Source organism: Allotamlana fucoidanivorans, assembly GCF_006265225.1.
Lineage (GTDB): Bacteria > Bacteroidota > Bacteroidia > Flavobacteriales > Flavobacteriaceae > Allotamlana > Allotamlana fucoidanivorans.
Map to the genome: position 1 here is coordinate 36,033 of NZ_VDCS01000007.1, position 18,535 is coordinate 54,567.

16 protein-coding genes are annotated in these 18,535 nt (G+C 34.4%); 10 read left to right on the forward strand and 6 right to left on the reverse strand.

Features of this window, described 5'->3' with window-relative positions; genetic code table 11:
• Nucleotides 1–127: 127 nt before the first annotated feature.
• From FGF67_RS07845 to ychF, 3 genes are all read right to left on the reverse strand, one after another.
• The gene (locus tag FGF67_RS07845) at nucleotides 128–1,978 is read right to left on the reverse strand and encodes a DNA topoisomerase IV subunit B (protein ID WP_139696472.1); all 1,851 of its coding nucleotides are present in this window, start codon (nucleotides 1,976–1,978) and stop codon (nucleotides 128–130) included.
• 126 nt (nucleotides 1,979–2,104) lie between these two features.
• Nucleotides 2,105–3,001, reverse strand: a complete 897-nt coding sequence (locus FGF67_RS07850; RefSeq protein ID WP_139696474.1) for a DMT family transporter — start codon at nucleotides 2,999–3,001, stop codon at nucleotides 2,105–2,107.
• Between the two features lie 148 nt (nucleotides 3,002–3,149).
• Nucleotides 3,150–4,244, reverse strand: coding sequence for a redox-regulated ATPase YchF (ychF, locus tag FGF67_RS07855; protein WP_139696476.1), 1,095 nt, complete (start codon nucleotides 4,242–4,244; stop codon nucleotides 3,150–3,152).
• A gap of 130 nt (nucleotides 4,245–4,374) precedes the next feature.
• Between ychF and FGF67_RS07860 the strand changes: the two genes are divergently transcribed.
• Nucleotides 4,375–5,853 (forward strand): carboxypeptidase-like regulatory domain-containing protein, encoded by a 1,479-nt coding sequence (locus FGF67_RS07860; protein WP_139696478.1) that lies wholly within the window; start codon nucleotides 4,375–4,377, stop codon nucleotides 5,851–5,853.
• 17 nt (nucleotides 5,854–5,870) lie between these two features.
• On the opposite strand, the gene FGF67_RS07865 is transcribed toward FGF67_RS07860, so the two are convergent.
• Both FGF67_RS07865 and FGF67_RS07870 read right to left on the reverse strand, forming a co-directional pair.
• On the reverse strand, nucleotides 5,871–6,476 hold the full coding sequence (locus FGF67_RS07865) for a thiamine diphosphokinase (protein WP_139696480.1): 606 nt from the start codon (nucleotides 6,474–6,476) through the stop codon (nucleotides 5,871–5,873).
• Between the two features lie 84 nt (nucleotides 6,477–6,560).
• Nucleotides 6,561–6,914, reverse strand: coding sequence for a 4Fe-4S dicluster domain-containing protein (locus FGF67_RS07870; RefSeq protein WP_139696482.1), 354 nt, complete (start codon nucleotides 6,912–6,914; stop codon nucleotides 6,561–6,563).
• A 68-nt stretch (nucleotides 6,915–6,982) separates the two neighbouring features.
• On the opposite strand from FGF67_RS07870, the gene FGF67_RS07875 reads away from it, so the two are divergent.
• From FGF67_RS07875 to FGF67_RS07915, 9 genes are all read left to right on the forward strand, one after another.
• On the forward strand, nucleotides 6,983–8,041 hold the full coding sequence (locus tag FGF67_RS07875; protein ID WP_139696484.1) for an acyl-CoA reductase: 1,059 nt from the start codon (nucleotides 6,983–6,985) through the stop codon (nucleotides 8,039–8,041).
• 76 nt (nucleotides 8,042–8,117) lie between these two features.
• Nucleotides 8,118–9,182 carry a 3-phosphoserine/phosphohydroxythreonine transaminase gene (serC, locus tag FGF67_RS07880; protein ID WP_139696486.1) on the forward strand — a complete coding sequence of 355 codons (1,065 nt, stop codon included), beginning with the start codon at nucleotides 8,118–8,120 and terminating at the stop codon, nucleotides 9,180–9,182.
• A 47-nt stretch (nucleotides 9,183–9,229) separates the two neighbouring features.
• Nucleotides 9,230–10,180, forward strand: a complete 951-nt coding sequence (locus FGF67_RS07885; protein WP_139696488.1) for a D-2-hydroxyacid dehydrogenase — start codon at nucleotides 9,230–9,232, stop codon at nucleotides 10,178–10,180.
• A gap of 185 nt (nucleotides 10,181–10,365) precedes the next feature.
• A complete protein-coding gene (locus FGF67_RS07890; RefSeq protein ID WP_139696490.1) occupies nucleotides 10,366–11,004 on the forward strand; it encodes a DUF937 domain-containing protein in 639 nt (212 codons plus the stop codon).
• A 183-nt stretch (nucleotides 11,005–11,187) separates the two neighbouring features.
• Entirely contained in the window at nucleotides 11,188–11,631 is a 444-nt protein-coding gene (locus FGF67_RS07895; RefSeq protein ID WP_199240669.1) for a DUF6146 family protein, read from the forward strand.
• A gap of 36 nt (nucleotides 11,632–11,667) precedes the next feature.
• Nucleotides 11,668–11,970 carry a DUF6787 family protein gene (locus FGF67_RS07900; RefSeq protein WP_139696492.1) on the forward strand — a complete coding sequence of 101 codons (303 nt, stop codon included), beginning with the start codon at nucleotides 11,668–11,670 and terminating at the stop codon, nucleotides 11,968–11,970.
• Nucleotides 11,970–12,302 carry a hypothetical protein gene (locus tag FGF67_RS07905; RefSeq protein WP_139696494.1) on the forward strand — a complete coding sequence of 111 codons (333 nt, stop codon included), beginning with the start codon at nucleotides 11,970–11,972 and terminating at the stop codon, nucleotides 12,300–12,302. The genes FGF67_RS07900 and FGF67_RS07905 overlap by 1 nt, the downstream gene beginning before the upstream one ends.
• A gap of 56 nt (nucleotides 12,303–12,358) precedes the next feature.
• Nucleotides 12,359–14,605 (forward strand): TonB-dependent receptor, encoded by a 2,247-nt coding sequence (locus FGF67_RS07910; RefSeq protein ID WP_139696496.1) that lies wholly within the window; start codon nucleotides 12,359–12,361, stop codon nucleotides 14,603–14,605.
• A 57-nt stretch (nucleotides 14,606–14,662) separates the two neighbouring features.
• Entirely contained in the window at nucleotides 14,663–16,984 is a 2,322-nt protein-coding gene (locus FGF67_RS07915) for a patatin-like phospholipase family protein (RefSeq protein ID WP_139696497.1), read from the forward strand.
• Nucleotides 16,985–17,057: 73 nt separating this feature from the next.
• Here FGF67_RS07915 and guaB read toward each other — a convergent pair whose 3' ends face one another.
• On the reverse strand, nucleotides 17,058–18,530 hold the full coding sequence (gene guaB, locus FGF67_RS07920; protein ID WP_139696499.1) for an IMP dehydrogenase: 1,473 nt from the start codon (nucleotides 18,528–18,530) through the stop codon (nucleotides 17,058–17,060).
• Between the last annotated feature and the right edge of the window lie 5 nt (nucleotides 18,531–18,535).

Here is an 18,535-nt window from a genome sequence, read left to right on the forward strand (position 1 = left end):
TTTAGTCCCTATTTATGGGAATTTATATAAATTATTCTCTATACAAATTTAAGGTTTATACCAGATTTATCCATTAAAATTAACTAAATTTTCACCATTGACAGGCATGAAATTCACATCACCTTTATCACTCAACAACATCCATTTCAACCTTTAAATTATCAATAATAAACTCTTGCCTTGTTGGTGTGTTTTTTCCCATATAAAAGGCCAACAAATCGTCAATAGACATATTATCATCTAGCATAACAGGGTCTAACCGAATATCATCCCCTATAAAATGTTTAAACTCATCGGGTGAAATTTCACCCAATCCCTTAAATCGTGTTATTTCTGGTTTTGGCTTTAGTTTTTCAATAGCATTAACACGTTCTTCTTCTGAATAACAATAAATGGTTTCCTTCTTGTTTCTAACTCGAAACAACGGTGTTTGCAAAATATAAAGATGCCCTTCTTTAATTACCTCTGGAAAAAATTGTAAAAAGAAGGTTATTAATAACAATCTGATATGCATACCATCCACATCGGCATCTGTAGCTATCACCACATTATTATAGCGCAAATCTTCTAAAGACTCTTCAATATTTAATGCGGCTTGAAGTAAGTTAAATTCTTCATTTTCATAAACAATCTTTTTACTTAACCCATAGCAATTTAGCGGCTTTCCTTTTAAACTAAATACGGCCTGCGTATTTACATCTCTTGATTTGGTAATACTACCTGATGCTGAATCACCCTCAGTAATAAACAGGGTTGATTCAAGGTTTCTTTCATTTTTAGTATCGCCAAAATGCACCCTGCAATCTCTTAATTTTTTGTTATGAAGACTCGCTTTTTTGGCTCTATCTCTAGCCAGTTTTCTAATACCCGAAAGTTCTTTCCGCTCACGTTCAGCTTGAAGAATTTTTCTTTGAATTTTATCAGCGGTATCAGGATTTTTATGCAAATAATTATCGAGATACGTTTTTATAAAGTCATTCACATAAGTGCGTACCGTTGGGTAATCACCACCCATATCTGTTGAGCCTAACTTTGTTTTTGTTTGACTTTCAAAAACAGGTTCCATAACTTTAATAGCAATGGCACTAACGATTGATTTTCTTACATCGGAAGCATCATAAGCTTTACCGTAATATTCTCGGATTGTTTTTACAATAGCTTCTCTAAATGCATTTAAGTGGGTACCTCCTTGTGTGGTATTCTGCCCATTTACAAAACTGTTGTATTCTTCACTATACTGCGTTTTACTATGGGTAAGCGCTACTTCAATATCATCACCTCTTAAGTGAATAATGGGATATAATAAATCAGATTCATTTATTTTTTCTGCCAATAAATCCTTTAATCCGTTTTCACTAAAATACTTTTCGCCATTAAAAACAATGGTTAACCCTGGATTTAAGTACACATAGTTTTTAAGCATTTTAACCACATACTCACTTCGGAATTTGTAATGCTTAAAAATGGTCTCATCTGGCACAAAAGACACTTTAGTACCCTTTCTCCTTGAGGTTTCTTCTAAAAATTCTTGGTTTGTTAAACTACCTTTCTCAAACTCGGCAGAAGCACTTTTGTTGTCTCGTGTAGATTCCACTCTAAAATAGGCAGACAAGGCATTTACTGCTTTTGTACCAACGCCATTTAACCCTACAGATTTCTTAAACGCTTTAGAGTCATATTTTCCTCCTGTATTCATTTTAGAAACCACATCAACCACCTTTCCTAAGGGAATACCTCGACCATAATCACGCACAGTCACTTTACTTCCTTGAATGGATATCTCTATAGTTTTTCCTGCACCCATGACAAATTCATCTATGGAGTTATCTAAAACTTCCTTGAGAAGAATGTAAATACCATCATCTGGTGACGACCCATCTCCCAGTTTTCCAATATACATTCCTGGCCGCATTCTAATATGCTCTTTCCAGTCTAATGAACGAATATTTTCTTCGGTGTAATTGGATTGTTCAGCCATTAAATATGGGGTGTGTTTTTAAGATAGAACGCTAATATAGCATAACCATTTAAAAAATAAAATACCCGTTAAACAAAGTAATTAACAATAACTTTTGATTTTTGTTGAGAACATACGTAATATCTCCTAGCCTTTTTTTAAAGACACTACTAATATACCTACAATAACCACCAGTGCTCCAATTAATTGAACCCACGTTAACACTTCTCCTAAAAAAATCACCGCTAAAACAATAGTGGATATTGGGCCAATCCCAGCTACAATTGCAAAATTTGAAGAACTAATTCTTTTAATGGAAGCTGATATTAAAAACGAAGGAATCACCGTAGCAAATACCGCAATGAGCAATCCTAAAACATAAACTTGCCACGAAAAACAAAAAAAATCTGTTTGGCTAACCAAACTATAATGAACAAAAACGCAAACACAGGACACCATCATTGCATAAGCTGTAAATTTTACCACTCCAAACTTAGGTATTAACCAACCACTTCCTACCAAATAAGAAGCATAGGTAATGGCGCTCAACAAAATAAAACCACCGCCAAGTAAAACCTGTATCCCCACCTCTCCCACTTCTTCCCAGAACGCTATTACAACACCAAAATAAGTTAATAGTATAGCCATGATCTGTGTTTTACTAATGCGTTGTTTAAATATCAATTTATTAAAAAATAACACCAAGGTTGGATAGACAAATAAAATAATACGCTCTAAACTAGCTTTGATATAGGTAAGCCCTATAAAATCAAAATAGCTTGCTAAGTAATACCCTATAAAACCAAACACAAACAACCAAAAATAGTCCCTCCTTTGTAATCGAATTACAGTGTTTTTGTTTTTATAATAGAGTGCAATAATCACATAAAATGGAAACGCAAACAGCATTCTAAATAACAATATACTTACGGCATCAGCTCCGTAATTATAAGCGAGTTTAACCATGACGGCTTTAGATGAAAAAAGCACAACACCTAAAACACCGAGAACAACACCATACCAAAATCCTGTCTTTGTTTGCATGCTACGAAGGTAGTATGCTTCAAATCTCTAAATGTATAACACAAATATAATTTACAACGTTCAAGCACGCTAAAACTGAATCAAGAAACACACAGACACAAAAAAAGCACCTCATTTGAGATGCTTTATAAATTTAAAACAGTGACCGTTATACATTAAAAAGAAAATGCATCACATCTCCATCTTTAACTATATAATTTTTACCTTCAACACGCATTTTTCCGGCTTCCTTTACCTTAGATTCACTACCATACTGCACATAATCATCATATGCAATAACTTCGGCTCGAATAAATCCTTTTTCAAAATCGGTATGGATAACACCTGCCGCTTGAGGTGCCGTAGCTCCAATACCAACAGTCCATGCTCTGACCTCTTTTACACCTGCCGTAAAATACGTTTGTTGATTTAAAAGCTTATAAGCCCCCCTAATTAATTTAGCAGAACCAGCCTCATCTAAACCTATATCTTGAAGAAACATTTGACGTTCTTCATAATCATCTAACTCATTAATATCTGCTTCTGTTCCAACAGCCAACACCAAAACTTCAGCATTTTCATCTTTTACAGCTTCTTTTACCTGTTCAACATAAGCATTTCCTGAAACTGCCGATCCTTCATCAACATTACAAACATACATGACAGGCTTATCTGTTATAAACTGTGATGGTTTTACAAAATCATTATAATCATCTTCACTAAACTCTAAGGCTCTGACCGATTTTCCAGCTTCAAGTCCTTCTTTAATCTTTAGCAAAACTTCTTGTTCTTTTTGAGCTTCTTTGTTTCCTGTTTTTGCAGCTCTTTTAACCTTGTCTAGTTTTTTTTCAGCCGTTTCTAAATCTTTCAGTTGAAGCTCCATATCAATGGTTTCCTTATCTCTAATAGGATTGATATTTCCTTCAACATGTACAATATTATCGTTATCAAAACAACGTAAAACATGCAAAATAGCATCCGTTTCTCTAATATTGGCCAAAAATTGGTTACCAAGACCTTCTCCTTTGCTAGCCCCTTTTACAAGTCCCGCAATATCAACAATTTCAACCGTCGCTGGCAAAACACGCTCTGGGTTAACTAAGGATTCTAACTTGGCCAGTCTAGGATCTGGTACATTTACCACACCAATATTAGGTTCTATGGTACAAAATGGAAAATTTGCACTTTGTGCTTTAGCGTTTGATAAACAATTAAATAGTGTTGATTTCCCTACATTTGGTAATCCGACGATGCCTGCTTTCATTAAAATTTTATTTATTAATTCCCGCCAAAACGAAAATCTATATTTTGCGAGTGCAAATGTAGGCATTTCCTTGATTATTTTTTGTAACATTTTGTTGCTTTAATCGTTGATTGATTATAAATCATCTTCTATGAAAAAGATTTACTTTTTCCTTATCGCTATAACATGGCACTTTAGTTGTTTTTCGCAACATATTACAGCTCAGCTTATAGATAAAAACAACGGCCGCTCTATTCCATATGCCTCAATAAAAACAGGAGTTTACAAGGGAGTCATTTCTAACGAAGAAGGGTATTTCACTATTTATTCGGAAAACAACAATATAAAATCGGTCACGATTTCATGCTTAGGATACCTAAATAAAACAATTTCCATTGACGACATAATCGCTTTTAATTACATTATAAAACTTGAAGAAGCCGTACATAAACTCAATGCGGTATACCTAAGCAACAAACCACCAAACGCCGACTCTATTATTGCTAAGGTAAAAGCGCATACACCTATAAATTACAAATCTGAATTAAACCACTATGCCATTTTCAGAAGAACTACAGACTACATTGATTTTAAAAGTTTAGAATTTGAAATTGAAAAAGCGTCACATATTAAAAAACATCAGCTAGAAGCCGCAAACAAAAGTTTAAATGCGCTATCAAACAAAATAAAAAATAGTGACATCAAAGAATTTGCCGACTTAAAAGGTGAGCTTTATGTTTTAGATAAAGACAGTTCAAAACTCGAGGTAGAAAAAGCGACTAAGCTATTAGATCACAAAAACGACTTTTCTATGGAAGAGGTTCAAGACAAAGCCCAAAACTTAGTTTTAGAATACCTTGACACTACTAAAACCTATAAATTAAAAACTGGACTTTTCAAAATAGAAGACTCACTCGCCTTAAACAAGGGTGATTTTAAAGACGAACATAACAAAAACGAATATAAAACAGCGAGCTTAAACAAAAAGCTACGATCATTTTTAAAGCGCGCCCAATATTATGATAATTCATTTTTATTTAAACTATTAGATTTTGAGTATTACAATTTTAAATACCAAAACATGACCTATGACAATAATGAACTTACCTACATTATTCATTTTACGCCTAAAAAAAGTAAAGCCAAGTACACTGGCAAAATTTATGTAAATCAAAACACCTACGCCATCACCAGACTAGACTATGCGTTTTATAAAAACAGACATGGTGACAAATTAAACTTAAAGTTCCTACTAGGTATAAAATTTAATGAAAATATGAGTGAAGGCACTCTACTTTTTAAAAAAGACAGCAATAATATGTATCACCCCAAATATTTAAAACGTACGAATGGAAGTTACTTTTACGTGAATCGTGATGTTAAATTCATAGAAAACACCCATGCCAAAAAGAAAGTAAACTTTTCTTTTAAACTTGAAGGTGATGCCCGAAATAAGGAAGAGCTATTATTCATTTCGAGTAATGAATTGACCTTAGATGATTTTAATTCTATAAAACAAGACTCCATTGTAACTTTTTCTGTTTTAAGCACATTTGACAAAACGCTATGGGAGAAAGAAGAAACCTTAGAACCTTCAACTGAAATGAAAACATTTTCAACCACAGATTAAGCTTTTTTATAAAGAACTCAATCATTTACAAAGATGAATAAATTTCCTTTTTTAAAATGAATTTCAACTAAATTGCTTATCGCCTTATTTCTGGTACCTATTCTTTGACCGAAAATTAAAGTTTCGTTTTTAAGTGGATATTGCAATCCTGTTGTTTTAACACCTTTAGCTTCATGCATAGGCACCAATGATATGGTTTTCCCTTTGCTCATCTCTATTTTAGTATACGGTGTTGCCAAAAAATAATACCCATGATTATCAAAAAAGACAAGATCTAATTTATTTCTCCAATGAACAGCCGTATGCAAGTTTCCTAAAAAGTGATCTTGTTCCTTACCACTTGCCCCAAACACATCAATACAATTATACCCCTTATTAAACAAAATATCCAGAATCTTATCAAAATCGGTATAGTCTTGATCTGGGGTATGAATAATTTCAATATTCTCAGGGCTTTCTTTTAGCGAGTCTAAATCACCATTAATAAAGTCTGGCGTTATATCATGCTTCTTCAATGTCCAATACGCACCATCTGTTGCACAAACCAAATCATAACCATCTACAGCAGGAAAAGCATGGGGAACTTCTCCGTTTAATAGCAACAAAACTTTTTTTGATTTCATAATTCAAAAATAAACAATAAGGGAATAAAAAAATCCTGAGTTTTTAACTCAGGATTTCAATTTTATAATCAATCAACAACTTTTTTATTCATCAGGATGCATAAAACGTTGTTTTGCTAGTAACTCCTCTTCTGTTTCAACATGATCTTCATCGGGTACACAACAGTCTACAGGACAAACAGCAGCACATTGTGGCTCATCATGAAACCCTTTACACTCAGTACATTTATCTGGCACAATATAGTATAGCTCATCACTAATAGGTTCTTGAGCTTCATCGGCATCTACCTCTGTACCGTTTGTTAAAACTACCGTACCTTCTAAACTAGTCCCATCTTTGTAGCGCCAATCGTCCGCCCCTTCATATATTGCCGTATTTGGGCATTCGGGTTCACATGCACCACAATTTATACATTCGTCTGTTATAATAATTGCCATAGCGTTTTTTTCTTTCTAAATTTGCAGTTGCAAAAATAAAGCCAAAACCGTTCATAACCAAATTCAGAATGCAATTACAAGACAGAATTGATGCTTTTGTAAAATTAGGAGATTTTTTAAGGCAATTTTCTAATGAAGATATACAAAAAGACCATAATATTGAACACAACAACATATTCTTTGACGGCTTTAAGCATCAACTTAAATTAGCAAAAGAACATAATGGGTGGTTTACCCCAGAAAATATAAGGTTTTCTATAAAATCATGGAGTGATGCCTTAACCCTAAAAAACCTAACTACTTGGTTAAAGCCTTATAACATAAATCAATTAAATCCAAGGACGGTGGCCATTATTATGGCTGGAAATATTCCTTTAGTAGGCTTTCATGATTTTTTGTCTGTGCTCATTACAGGACATAGTGTCTTAGTAAAACAATCCTCAAATGACAAGCAGTTACTCCCATTTTTAGCCAAATATTTAGAGTATGTTGAACCACAATTTAAAGGACATATTGTTTTTACAGAAGAAAAAGTAGAACATTTTGATGCCGTTATTGCCACTGGCAGTAACAACACCGCGCGCTATTTTGAATATTATTTTAAAAACAAACCCGCTATAATAAGAAACAACAGAAACTCGGTTGCTATTTTAACTGGAAATGAAACTGAAAACGACTTAAAAAACCTATCAGAAGATATTTTTAGATATTATGGTTTGGGTTGCAGAAACGTTTCAAAACTTTTTGTCCCACATGGGTATGATTTTCAGGCGTTTTTTGAAGCTATTTATCATTGGCATCCAATTATGGACAGCGCCAAATATGCTAACAATTACGATTACAATAAAGCCGTGTATTTAATGAGTGAATTTGATATGCTTGAAAACGGTTTTTTTATGATAAAGGAAGATAAAAGTTTTGCCTCTCCCATTGCCACACTTTTTTATGAAACATACCATGATATTTCTCAGTTAAAAGAAGAAATTTCAGCAAAAAAAGATCAAATTCAATGCATTGTGGCTAACGGATTTTCTGAAAACGAAGTACCCTTTGGAGCCACTCAAAAACCCAAACTTTGGGATTATGCGGATGATGTAGATTCCGTTGAATTTTTATTAGCAATTTGACGAAAAAATTATGGAATTTTTAGTATAATTTCTTGAATTAATTAGGAACTTTGCATCCTAATTTTTATTAAAAAAAATGAAAAAACACAACTTCAGCGCAGGACCAAGTATTTTACCACCAGAAGTTTTATTGAAAGCTTCACAAGCCATTGTTGATTATAATAATTCAGGGTTATCCATTATAGAAATATCTCACAGAAGCAAAGATTTTGTTGATGTTATGGAAAACGCCAGAGCCCTAGCTTTAGAGCTTTTAGGACTGGAAGGAAAAGGTTATAAAGCTTTGTTTCTGCAAGGAGGCGCTAGCACCCAATTCTTAATGGTAGCCATGAATCTTTTAGAAAAAAGAGCAGGGTACCTAAACACTGGCGCATGGAGTACTAAAGCTATTAAAGAAGCTAAAAAATTAGATGACATTTATGAAGTGGCTTCTTCGGCTGATGCCAACTTCAATTATATTCCAAAAGGATTTGACGTACCTTCAGATTATGATTACCTGCACTGTACTTCAAACAACACCATTTTTGGAACACAATTAAAACAAATTCCTCAAGTAGACATTCCTTTGGTTTGCGATATGAGTAGTGATATTTATTCACGAAACATTGATTATAGTAAATTTGATTTAATCTACGCCGGAGCTCAAAAAAACATGGGACCAGCAGGAACGACTTTAGTGATAGTAAAAGAAGATATTTTAGGAAAAGTGTCAAGAGATATTCCTTCTATTATGGATTACAAACTACACATTAAAAGTGGCAGTATGCTAAACACTCCTCCTGTATTTGCTGTGTATACTTCTATGCTTACTTTAGAGTGGTTGAAAGCAAAAGGAGGCGTAGCAGCAATAGAAAAAGAAAACGAAAAGAAAGCTAGTTTAATGTATTCTGAAATTGACTTAAATCCATTATTTAAAGGGTTTGCTGCCAAAGAAGATCGTTCAATGATGAATGCTACATTCAACCTTACTAATGACAATTTAAAAGAAACATTTGAAACCATGTTGGTTGAAGCAGGAATTAGTGGTGTAAACGGTCATAGAAGTGTTGGTGGATACAGAGCTTCAATGTACAACGCCTTACCTTTAGAAAGCGTAAAAGCGTTAGTAGAAGTTATGAGCGAATTAGAAAGTAAAGCTTAATTAATCTCAATAATATTTTCGCTTGTGCGGAAATGAAAAACAAAACAATGAAAGTATTAGCAAACGACGGTATTTCACAAAGTGGTATTGATGCCTTAGAAAAGGAAGGATATGAAGTAATCACTACAACAGTAGCTCAAGAACAACTTATAAATTATATCAATGAAAATGATATAGTGGTTTTATTAGTGCGTAGTGCTACTACAGTACGTAAAGACTTAATTGATGCCTGTCCTGGACTAAAAATTATTGGTCGCGGCGGTGTTGGTATGGATAATATTGATGTTGAATATGCCCGTGAAAAAGGACTAAGCGTGATAAATACACCTGCGGCTTCATCACATTCTGTAGCTGAGTTGGTTTTTGGTCACTTATATGGCTTAGCCCGTTTTTTACACAATGCTAACAGAGAAATGCCTCTTGAAGGTGATAGTAATTTTAAAGGTTTAAAGAAAGCTTATGCAAAAGGTACTGAGCTAAAAGGCAAAACACTTGGTGTTTTAGGGTTTGGTCGTATTGGTCAAGCTACTGCCAAAGTGGCTTTAGGTGCTGGCATGAAAGTAGTGGCTTTTGATCCGTTTTTAGAAGAAGCCAACCTAGAATTAGAATTCTTTGATGGTCAAAAAGTAAGTTTTGATATTAAAACAATTTCTAAAGAAGAGGTTTTAAAACAAGCCGATTTTATCACACTTCATGTTCCTGCTCAAAAAGACTATGTTATTGATGAAGCCGAGTTTAGCATAATGAAAGATGGCGTAATCATAGCTAATGCTGCCCGTGGTGGTGTAGTTAATGAAGTGGCTCTTGTAAAAGCTATTGAAAGCGGAAAAGTAGCTAGAGCTGCCCTTGACGTTTTTGAAAAAGAACCAAAACCAGAAATTCAATTATTAATGAACCCTGCTTTATCATTAACCCCTCATACTGGAGCTGCAACTAACGAAGCTCAAGATAGAATTGGAGTTGAATTAGCTGAACAAATCGTTAATATTTTAGGATAAATAACATATTATAAATTCTTAGAAAAGAATTTTAAAAGTCAAAAAAGCCTCTGAATTATAAACCAGAGGCTTTTTCTTTTCAAAAAGGTATGTGACTTCACATATAAATAAGTGTCCTACTAGCAAATGTGAACTCTTTTTTTGTACCTTGATAATTCAAAACTTTTAATTTTAAATTAAATATCATGTCTGGAATCTTAGATTTATTAAACAGTGATTTGGGAAAAACAATAATAAGTGGTGTTTCAAATCAAACCAATCAACCACAAAACAAAACACAAGACGTATTAATCATGGCATTACCTGTTTTAATGACTGCCATGAAGAAAAATGCCACTTCCCAACAAGGTGCTGAAGGCTTATTGAACGCTTTAAACAACAAACATGACGGTAGTATTCTAGATAACTTGGGAGGCTTATTTAATGGTGGTGTAGACTCTAGTGTTATAGATGATGGTAGTAAAATATTGGGGCATGTATTAGGACAAAAACAAAGCAGAGTTGAAAACACCTTAGGCGCCAAAGTAGGAATGGATGCAGACACTGTGGCTCAAATATTAAAAATAGCCGCTCCTATTTTAATGGGATTACTTGGCAAACAAACCAGACAACAGAATGTAAACTCGTCTGGCGGCATAGAAAACTTAATTGGCGGCTTATTGAGCAATAACTCAGCCAGCCAAGAACAAAGTTTTTTAGAATCTATTCTTGATGCTGACGGAGACGGAAGTGTTATTGATGACGTGGCAGGTATGGTCCTTGGAAGCGACAAAAAGAAAGGTGGACTAAGCGGCATGCTTGGAGGTCTTTTTGGAGGAAAATAATACAAAGTAAAAGCTTAACAACATAGTTGTTGGGCTTACTTTTTTGTTAAACCCATCAAAAAGCACATAGTGCTTCTATCGATATTTTGTATATTTTACTCAATGACACTTACCATTGACGCATTCTTACTTTATTAAGAAGATGTTCTATCATACATTTGGTAAAAATCATGTCATCTAATTATGAAAAATATCATTTACATAATATCTGTTGTTCTAGTGGCTCTTGGCTGCCATACTAGTAAAACACCTCATCATAACTCAAAACCCCCAGAGCAACTTGAAGCATTAAAGCAAAACGATACTGTAAAAATTGTTAATGAAGCTGTTGAATATGAAATTATCATCATTGAACCTGGTTTTAATTTTTGGGTAGCTAGTAGAGCAAAGCCCAGAGGATTTTACTCGCAAAGCTTTTTAGAAAACAGAAACCAGTTATTTGTTATAGAATGGAATCAGCGTGTATTACAACCTGGAAGATATAATTCTAATCTATATGAAATGCAAATTGACTATCAACCAGATATTGATTATGGTTATGAGGTTAACTATTTGCTCTATAACTACTTTATATACTTTCAATTAACCTACAATCAAAGATTAGGACCATTTGTTCCTAGAATTTAATATTGTTTTATTTATTTTTGCTACCAAATTAATATTGTGAAAAAACTAAAACAACGTTGGGGCGTTGACAGTAATTGGCAAATTGCAGTGATTTTTGTTGTATTTGCCATAACAGGTTCAACGGCCTCATATATAGGAAAACCTATTTTAAACTTTCTTAGCATTACCACAGAATCCTTTGGATCATTCGGGTATTGGACCTTTCGTATCATACTATTATTTATTGTTTATCAAATTATGCTTGTTTGTTACGGATGGCTGTTTGGGCAATTTGAGTTCTTTTGGAATTTTGAAAAGAAAATGCTACGTAGATTAGGCTTAAAACGCTTTGTTGATTAATGCATCATACTAAGAAACATATGCACGTACCATTAATAGCCTTATTCTTTTTAGGGCTATTATTGTTTCCTACAAGTATTAGTTTCTATCATGTTTTTCAACATCATAAGCATGACATATGTATTGGCGATGATTCTACACATATACATCAAGTAGATTTAGATTGTGAGTACAATAAATTTAAGATTCATACAAATTACACCTTTCCTAAACTTTGGGTTGCTATTTTCAGTAAAAAACAGTTTCCTGAAGAAATCATTTCATATTACTTCTTTTTAAGTAAATATCAACATTTACATTTTTCCTTAAGGGGTCCTCCTTCTTTAGTTTAATACAATCATACTGCTAACTTTTTAGCACAACCGTTTATTAAACTAAATCATAAATTATGAAATATTACATATATCTCATGCTCTTTTTTGTATTTGTAAACATGGAAGGGCAAAACACTATTCAAGGTATTATTACTGATGCCGAAACTAATAAAACATTAGAATTAGTAAATATTTATATCTCTGAACTGGAAAAAGGTACTGCATCAAATCAAGAAGGGAAATTTACTATAAACAACATACCCTCAGGGAATTACTCAATTTTATTTTCAATGATTGGTTATGAAAATCAATCTTTAAAACTAAAAATTCCTACAGAAGAAACTTTAAACATAGTACTTAACCCTACTGCGATAGAAATGGAAAGCATAATCATTTCTACTCCGTTTCATAAGCTGCAAAGTGAGAATGTCATGAAAGTAGAACATGAAACTATAAAAGAGTTAAGAACCCAAGGCGCCATAACACTTGCCGATGGTATTTCAAATGTTGCTGGTGTAGAAAATATTTCAACAGGTGTAGGTATTGGTAAACCCGTAATAAGAGGATTAAGCTCAAACCGTGTGCTTGTATACGCCCAAGGTGTTCGTTTAGAAAATCAACAATTTGGCGGTGAGCATGGTTTAGGTGTAAATGATGCGGGTATTGAAAGTATCGAGGTTATAAAAGGACCGGCTTCACTGCTTTATGGTAGTGATGCCATTGGAGGCGTGCTTTATTTAAATCCAGAACGTTTTGCTTATGCAGGGACTTCTGAAGGTGATGTGCGTGCCATGTATTTTAGTAGCACCGAAGGTTTTAATACCTCAGCAGGATACAGAGCCTCTGATGAGCGTTTTAAGTTTCTTTTCAGAGGAAGCGTAGCAGAGCATTCAGATTATGACACCAAAGCGTATCGTGTTACCAACACGCGCTTTAACGAAAAAGATTTTAAAGCTGGTGTTGGCTATCAAGTCAATACCTTTAAAACAGAATTTAGGTATAATGTGAATAATTCTAAACTAGGTATACCTGAAGAGGTTGAAGAACAAAGCTTAAATAAAACGCCTTTATTACCTTTTCAAGACATCACCAATCATGTTTTTAGTTCAAAATCTACCGTATTCTTTAATGATTCTAAACTTAACGTCAATCTAGGATACATATACAACGACAGAAAAGAATTTGACGACCACCATCATGATGAGCACGATGACCATGACGATGATGAAGAAGAGGAAGAAGATGATGATCACGACCATGAGGATGAAACCGATCTACACCCTGAGCTTCAAATGAAATTAAAAACGGCCAATTACAACATTCAATATCACTTACCTGAATTTGGAAAATTTGAAATCATTGCAGGTGTTCAAGGCATGTATCAGCGAAACACCAATTATGGGGAAGAACAGCTCATCCCAGATGCTGTGACCTTTGACACAGGTATATTTGCTACGTCTCACATCCATTTTGAAACTTTCGATATACAAATAGGTGGGCGTTTTGATAAACGCCATATTGAAAACTTAGAAGGTAAATACAGAAAGTTTAATAGTGTCAATGGTGCCTTTGGAGTAAAAACAAATATCGCCAAAAACCTAACTGCCAGAGTTAATCTGGCAACGGGATTCCGTGCTCCCAATTTAGCTGAATTGGCATCAAACGGTTTTCATTCAGGTGCTAACAGGATTGAAATTGGTAATCCTGATCTTAACAATGAGGAAAATTTTCAAACAGATGTTACTCTAGAATATAAAAATAAACACTTAGAGTTTTTTATAAACGGGTTTTTAAATCAAATTAACAAGTACATCTACCTATCTCCAACAGGCGAGGTAATAAATGACCGTCCTGTTTATCAATACGCGCAAAATAATGCACATTTGTATGGTGGCGAATTTGGTTTTCATTTACACCCACATCCGTTGGATTGGCTACATTATGAAAACTCTTTTGAAACCGTTACTGGTATTCAGGAAAACAAAGACTATTTACCATTAATTCCTGCAAATACAGTAAAAAACACCATTAGAGTTGAGTTTGACAGAAATTGGATAGATAAAGGCTATGCTTTTATAAAAGCACAATCTACTTTTAATATGACCAATGTAGCACCAAATGAACTTGAAACCTCAGGTTATACGCTTTGGAGCGCTGGCTTAGGAGGTACTTTCAACCTTTTTAACCGAGAACTTACCGTTACCATTGCAGGTACAAATCTTACAGATAAAACCTATATAAGTCATTTATCAAGACTGAGACCCGATGGTATTTTTAATATGGGAAGAAATATTAATATAGGTCTTACCTATAGCTTATAACTCAAATAAAAATGATATATTGAAACGTCATTTGTTTCAATATATCATTTTTGATTTATGAAATTTAAACTCATCATTATAGGGTTACTTTTAACCCTTCATACCATTTCTGCACAACAAGATAAAAAACCAAAAGTTGCTTTAGTTTTAAGTGGTGGCGGCGCTAAAGGTGTGGCTCACATACCTGTTTTACAAAAACTTGATAGTTTAGGTATTGTACCCGATTTAGTGGTTGGAACCAGTATGGGCAGTGTTATTGGTGGTCTTTATGCCGCGGGGTATTCTGGTGATGAGATTGAAAAACTAACCATGCAGGTTGATTGGGATGACATTCTTGGCGGAACCGTTGCCATGCGTAGTGTTGGCATACAAGAAAAAAGTGAATTTAACAGGTATTTAGTTAACCTAGAGGTGATTGATGGTAAGCCTAAAATAAAACCAGCCCTATTAAAAGATCAAAATTTAAGAGAACTATTAACCATTTTATTATACCCCGTTTATCGTGTTCAGGATTTTGACAAACTCCCTATCCCATTTCGTTCTGTAACAACCGATTTGGTACACGGAAAGCAAATAGTGATTAAAGAAGGTTCATTGAGTTTGGCTATTAGAGCGAGTATGTCAATCCCTAGTATTTTTGAACCTGTAAGGTATAATGGCACCTTGTTGGTTGATGGCGGTGTTTTAAATAATTTCCCCACAGATGTTGCTAAAGCATTAGGTGCCGACATTATTATAGGAAGTGATGTTGGTGGCGGTATGGAACCTCTTGAAAATCTTAATAATATTACTACTATTTTATTTCAAACCTCAATGATGACTAGCAACATAAAAAATCCTGCTAATCAGAAATTGTGTGATGTTCTAATAGACCACTACCCTAACCTAACCTATTCCACTCAAGATTTTATAAAAAGTCCTGAAATTTACAAAGAAGGTCTCATTGAAAGCCATAAAAAATTACCTGAGTTAGTTGCGCTGTCTCAAAGGCTTAAAACATATAAACAACGCCAGCATGAACTGCCCGAGGTTAAAGATGAATTTTATTTTGATGCTATTGAGTATCATGGCATTAGTGCTCAAAATATGAGCTTATTTCAGGCTAGAATGAATATTTATCCTAAAACGAAATATACCTCGGCAGAATTGAAAGCAGCCGTTGACAAGGCTATGGGTACTGAAATATTCAATCAAATAACTTATCATTTAAAATTGAGTGACCATGAAACTGTTCTTGTGCTAAAAGGTTATGAAAAAGCTAAAAGTCAATTGAGTGGTACCATTCATTATGATTCCAATCAAGGCGTTGGTCTCGTTTTAAATTACACCAGAAGAAATGTTTTTGGTTATTCATCACGCTTACTTTTAGGGGCTGATATTGCTGAACAACCTAAATTTAGAATAGACTATCAGCAAAATGTAGGTAAAACAAAACAGTGGTGGTGGCGTACCTATGCTTTTGGTCAAAAATCAAAACAAAGACATTATATAAATGGTAAACTAGGTGAAGAATTGTCAAGCAATTATTTCAGGTCGAATATTCAACTGAACAAAGATTTAAATCCTTTATTCAGTTACGTTGGTTTTGATTTCAACTATGAGCATAATAAAATAAAACCAAGAACTGACCCGAGTATTAATAATAACATTTATGATTTAAGACGCTATGCAAGCAACACTATAGAACTGAGTTTTTATTTTATAAAGAACAGCATGAATAAAGTGTTCTTTCCAACCAATGGTTCTGCACTTAATATGCGTTTATCCAGATCTTTTTATAACCGTGTTAATGTGCAATTTGATGAAAATTTTGAATTTAATATCTCAGGAAAAACAAATAATTTCACCAAGTTTAGCCTCGATTATGAAAAACGCTTGCCTCTTTCAAATCACTTATCTTTTGTAGTGGGATTAACCTCTGGGTTAACTTTTATTGACAAGCTCAGCGACCATCAAGTATCATATGCTGAATACGGACAAGGTGCTCAATATACTCTAGGAGGTTTTTTACCTCAAAACAGACGCGATTCATACAATTTTAATGGTTTGGGTGATTATAGCCTTCTCGTTCCCCAATTCTTAAAAGTTCGTACTGCTTTACAGACAAACCCCTTAAGAAATATATACATCACACCCTATCTTAATTTAGCCACAGTTGGTTTTAATCAAGCAGATAGCTTTCTAAAGGAAATGGTTTCTCCCAACATCAATGCTAAATGGATTGATACATCTGAAACCAGTTTTCTAGTTTCAGTGGGTTCTTCGTTTTCATACCACTCTATATTAGGCCCGGTCAATTTTGATTTTTCTTATGTTAACCATAAAAAAGGGTTACCCCTCTTCTTTAATGTCGGTTTAAATTTAAACATTCAAGACTAGACATTTAAGAACAAAAAAAAGAGTCTATGATAAATACCTAGACCCTTTTTTTTGATTTATAAACCTCTTATTCCTATCTAGAATAATTAGGTGATTCTTTGGTAATGGTTACATCATGCGGATGACTTTCGTTTATTCCACTTGCAGTAATCTTAACAAATTGTCCAGTTTCTTTAAGCGTTTCAATATCCTTTGCCCCACAGTACCCCATACCTGCACGTAAACCACCTATAAACTGGTGAATACTTTCAAACAAATCACCTTTATAGGGTACTCTGCCAACAATACCTTCTGGTACTAATTTTTTAATATCATCTTCTACATCCTGGAAATAACGATCTTTACTACCTTCTTTCATAGCTTCAACAGATCCCATACCTCTATATGATTTGAACTTACGTCCTTCATAAATAATAGTTTCCCCTGGGGATTCTTTAGTTCCTGCTAATAGCGACCCTAACATTACTGTATCTGCTCCCGCAGCAATAGCTTTAGGAATATCTCCGGTATATCTAATACCGCCATCAGCAATCACAGGCACGCCTGTTCCTTTAATTGCGGCAGACACCTCTAAAACAGCTGAGAACTGAGGAAAACCAACGCCTGCAACAACACGTGTAGTACAAATAGACCCTGGACCAATACCAACCTTTACAGCATCTGCACCAGCTTCAACTAAGTATTTTGCTGCTGCACCCGTTGCAATATTTCCAACAATAACATCAAGCTCAGGAAACTTAATCTTTAGTTCTTTTAAAACGCCTACTACACCTTTGGTATGCCCATGCGCTGTATCAATGACAACTGCATCAACACCAGCATTTACAAGCGCTTCGGCTCGATCTACAGCGTCGCCAGTCACTCCAATAGCCGCAGCCACACGTAACCGACCGTATTGATCTTTATTTGCGTTAGGCTTTTGGCTTAATTTTGTAATATCTCTAAACGTAATTAAACCTGATAACTTATAATGATCATCAACAATAAGTAGCTTTTCTATTTTATTGTTTTGAAGTATAATTTCAGCATCTTTAAGAGAAGTTCCAACCGCAGCGGTTACCAGATTTTCTCCAGTCATTACCTCTGTAATCGGTTTTTTATTATCGTGTTCAAAGCGCAAATCACGATTTGTTACAATACCTTTTAGCGTATTGTCTTCAGCAACAATAGGAATACCTCCAATACCGTGCTCAGCCATATGCTGTTTGGCATCAAAAACAGTAGCTGTAAGTGGTAATGTCACTGGATCTATAATCATACCGCTCTCTGCACGTTTTACACGTCTCACCTTCATGGCTTGCGCCTCAATAGTCATATTTTTATGCAACACACCAATACCGCCTTCTTGCGCCATGGCAATAGCCATTTTGCTTTCGGTTACCGTATCCATAGCCGCAGATATGATAGGTACGTTAATGGTAATGTTTCTTGTAAATTTGGTTTGTATGTTAACTTCTCTTGGAAGCACTTCAGAAAAAGCCGGAACTAATAGAACGTCATCGTAGGTTAGGCCTTCTCCTACTATTTTATTTTGATGTGCAGTCATGATGC

Bases quoted from the DNA above. Each gene is read 5' to 3' on its own strand.
- FGF67_RS07845 (WP_139696472.1), bottom strand. From the start codon at position 1,978: ATGGCTGAACAATCCAATTACACCGAAGAAAATATTCGTTCATTAGAC.
- FGF67_RS07850 (WP_139696474.1), bottom strand. From the start codon at position 3,001: ATGCAAACAAAGACAGGATTTTGGTATGGTGTTGTTCTCGGTGTTTTA.
- ychF (WP_139696476.1), bottom strand. From the start codon at position 4,244: ATGAAAGCAGGCATCGTCGGATTACCAAATGTAGGGAAATCAACACTA.
- FGF67_RS07860 (WP_139696478.1), top strand. From the start codon at position 4,375: ATGAAAAAGATTTACTTTTTCCTTATCGCTATAACATGGCACTTTAGT.
- FGF67_RS07865 (WP_139696480.1), bottom strand. From the start codon at position 6,476: ATGAAATCAAAAAAAGTTTTGTTGCTATTAAACGGAGAAGTTCCCCAT.
- FGF67_RS07870 (WP_139696482.1), bottom strand. From the start codon at position 6,914: ATGGCAATTATTATAACAGACGAATGTATAAATTGTGGTGCATGTGAA.
- FGF67_RS07875 (WP_139696484.1), top strand. From the start codon at position 6,983: ATGCAATTACAAGACAGAATTGATGCTTTTGTAAAATTAGGAGATTTT.
- serC (WP_139696486.1), top strand. From the start codon at position 8,118: ATGAAAAAACACAACTTCAGCGCAGGACCAAGTATTTTACCACCAGAA.
- FGF67_RS07885 (WP_139696488.1), top strand. From the start codon at position 9,230: ATGAAAGTATTAGCAAACGACGGTATTTCACAAAGTGGTATTGATGCC.
- FGF67_RS07890 (WP_139696490.1), top strand. From the start codon at position 10,366: ATGTCTGGAATCTTAGATTTATTAAACAGTGATTTGGGAAAAACAATA.
- FGF67_RS07895 (WP_199240669.1), top strand. From the start codon at position 11,188: ATGAAAAATATCATTTACATAATATCTGTTGTTCTAGTGGCTCTTGGC.
- FGF67_RS07905 (WP_139696494.1), top strand. From the start codon at position 11,970: ATGCATCATACTAAGAAACATATGCACGTACCATTAATAGCCTTATTC.
- FGF67_RS07910 (WP_139696496.1), top strand. From the start codon at position 12,359: ATGAAATATTACATATATCTCATGCTCTTTTTTGTATTTGTAAACATG.
- FGF67_RS07915 (WP_139696497.1), top strand. From the start codon at position 14,663: ATGAAATTTAAACTCATCATTATAGGGTTACTTTTAACCCTTCATACC.
- guaB (WP_139696499.1), bottom strand. From the start codon at position 18,530: ATGACTGCACATCAAAATAAAATAGTAGGAGAAGGCCTAACCTACGAT.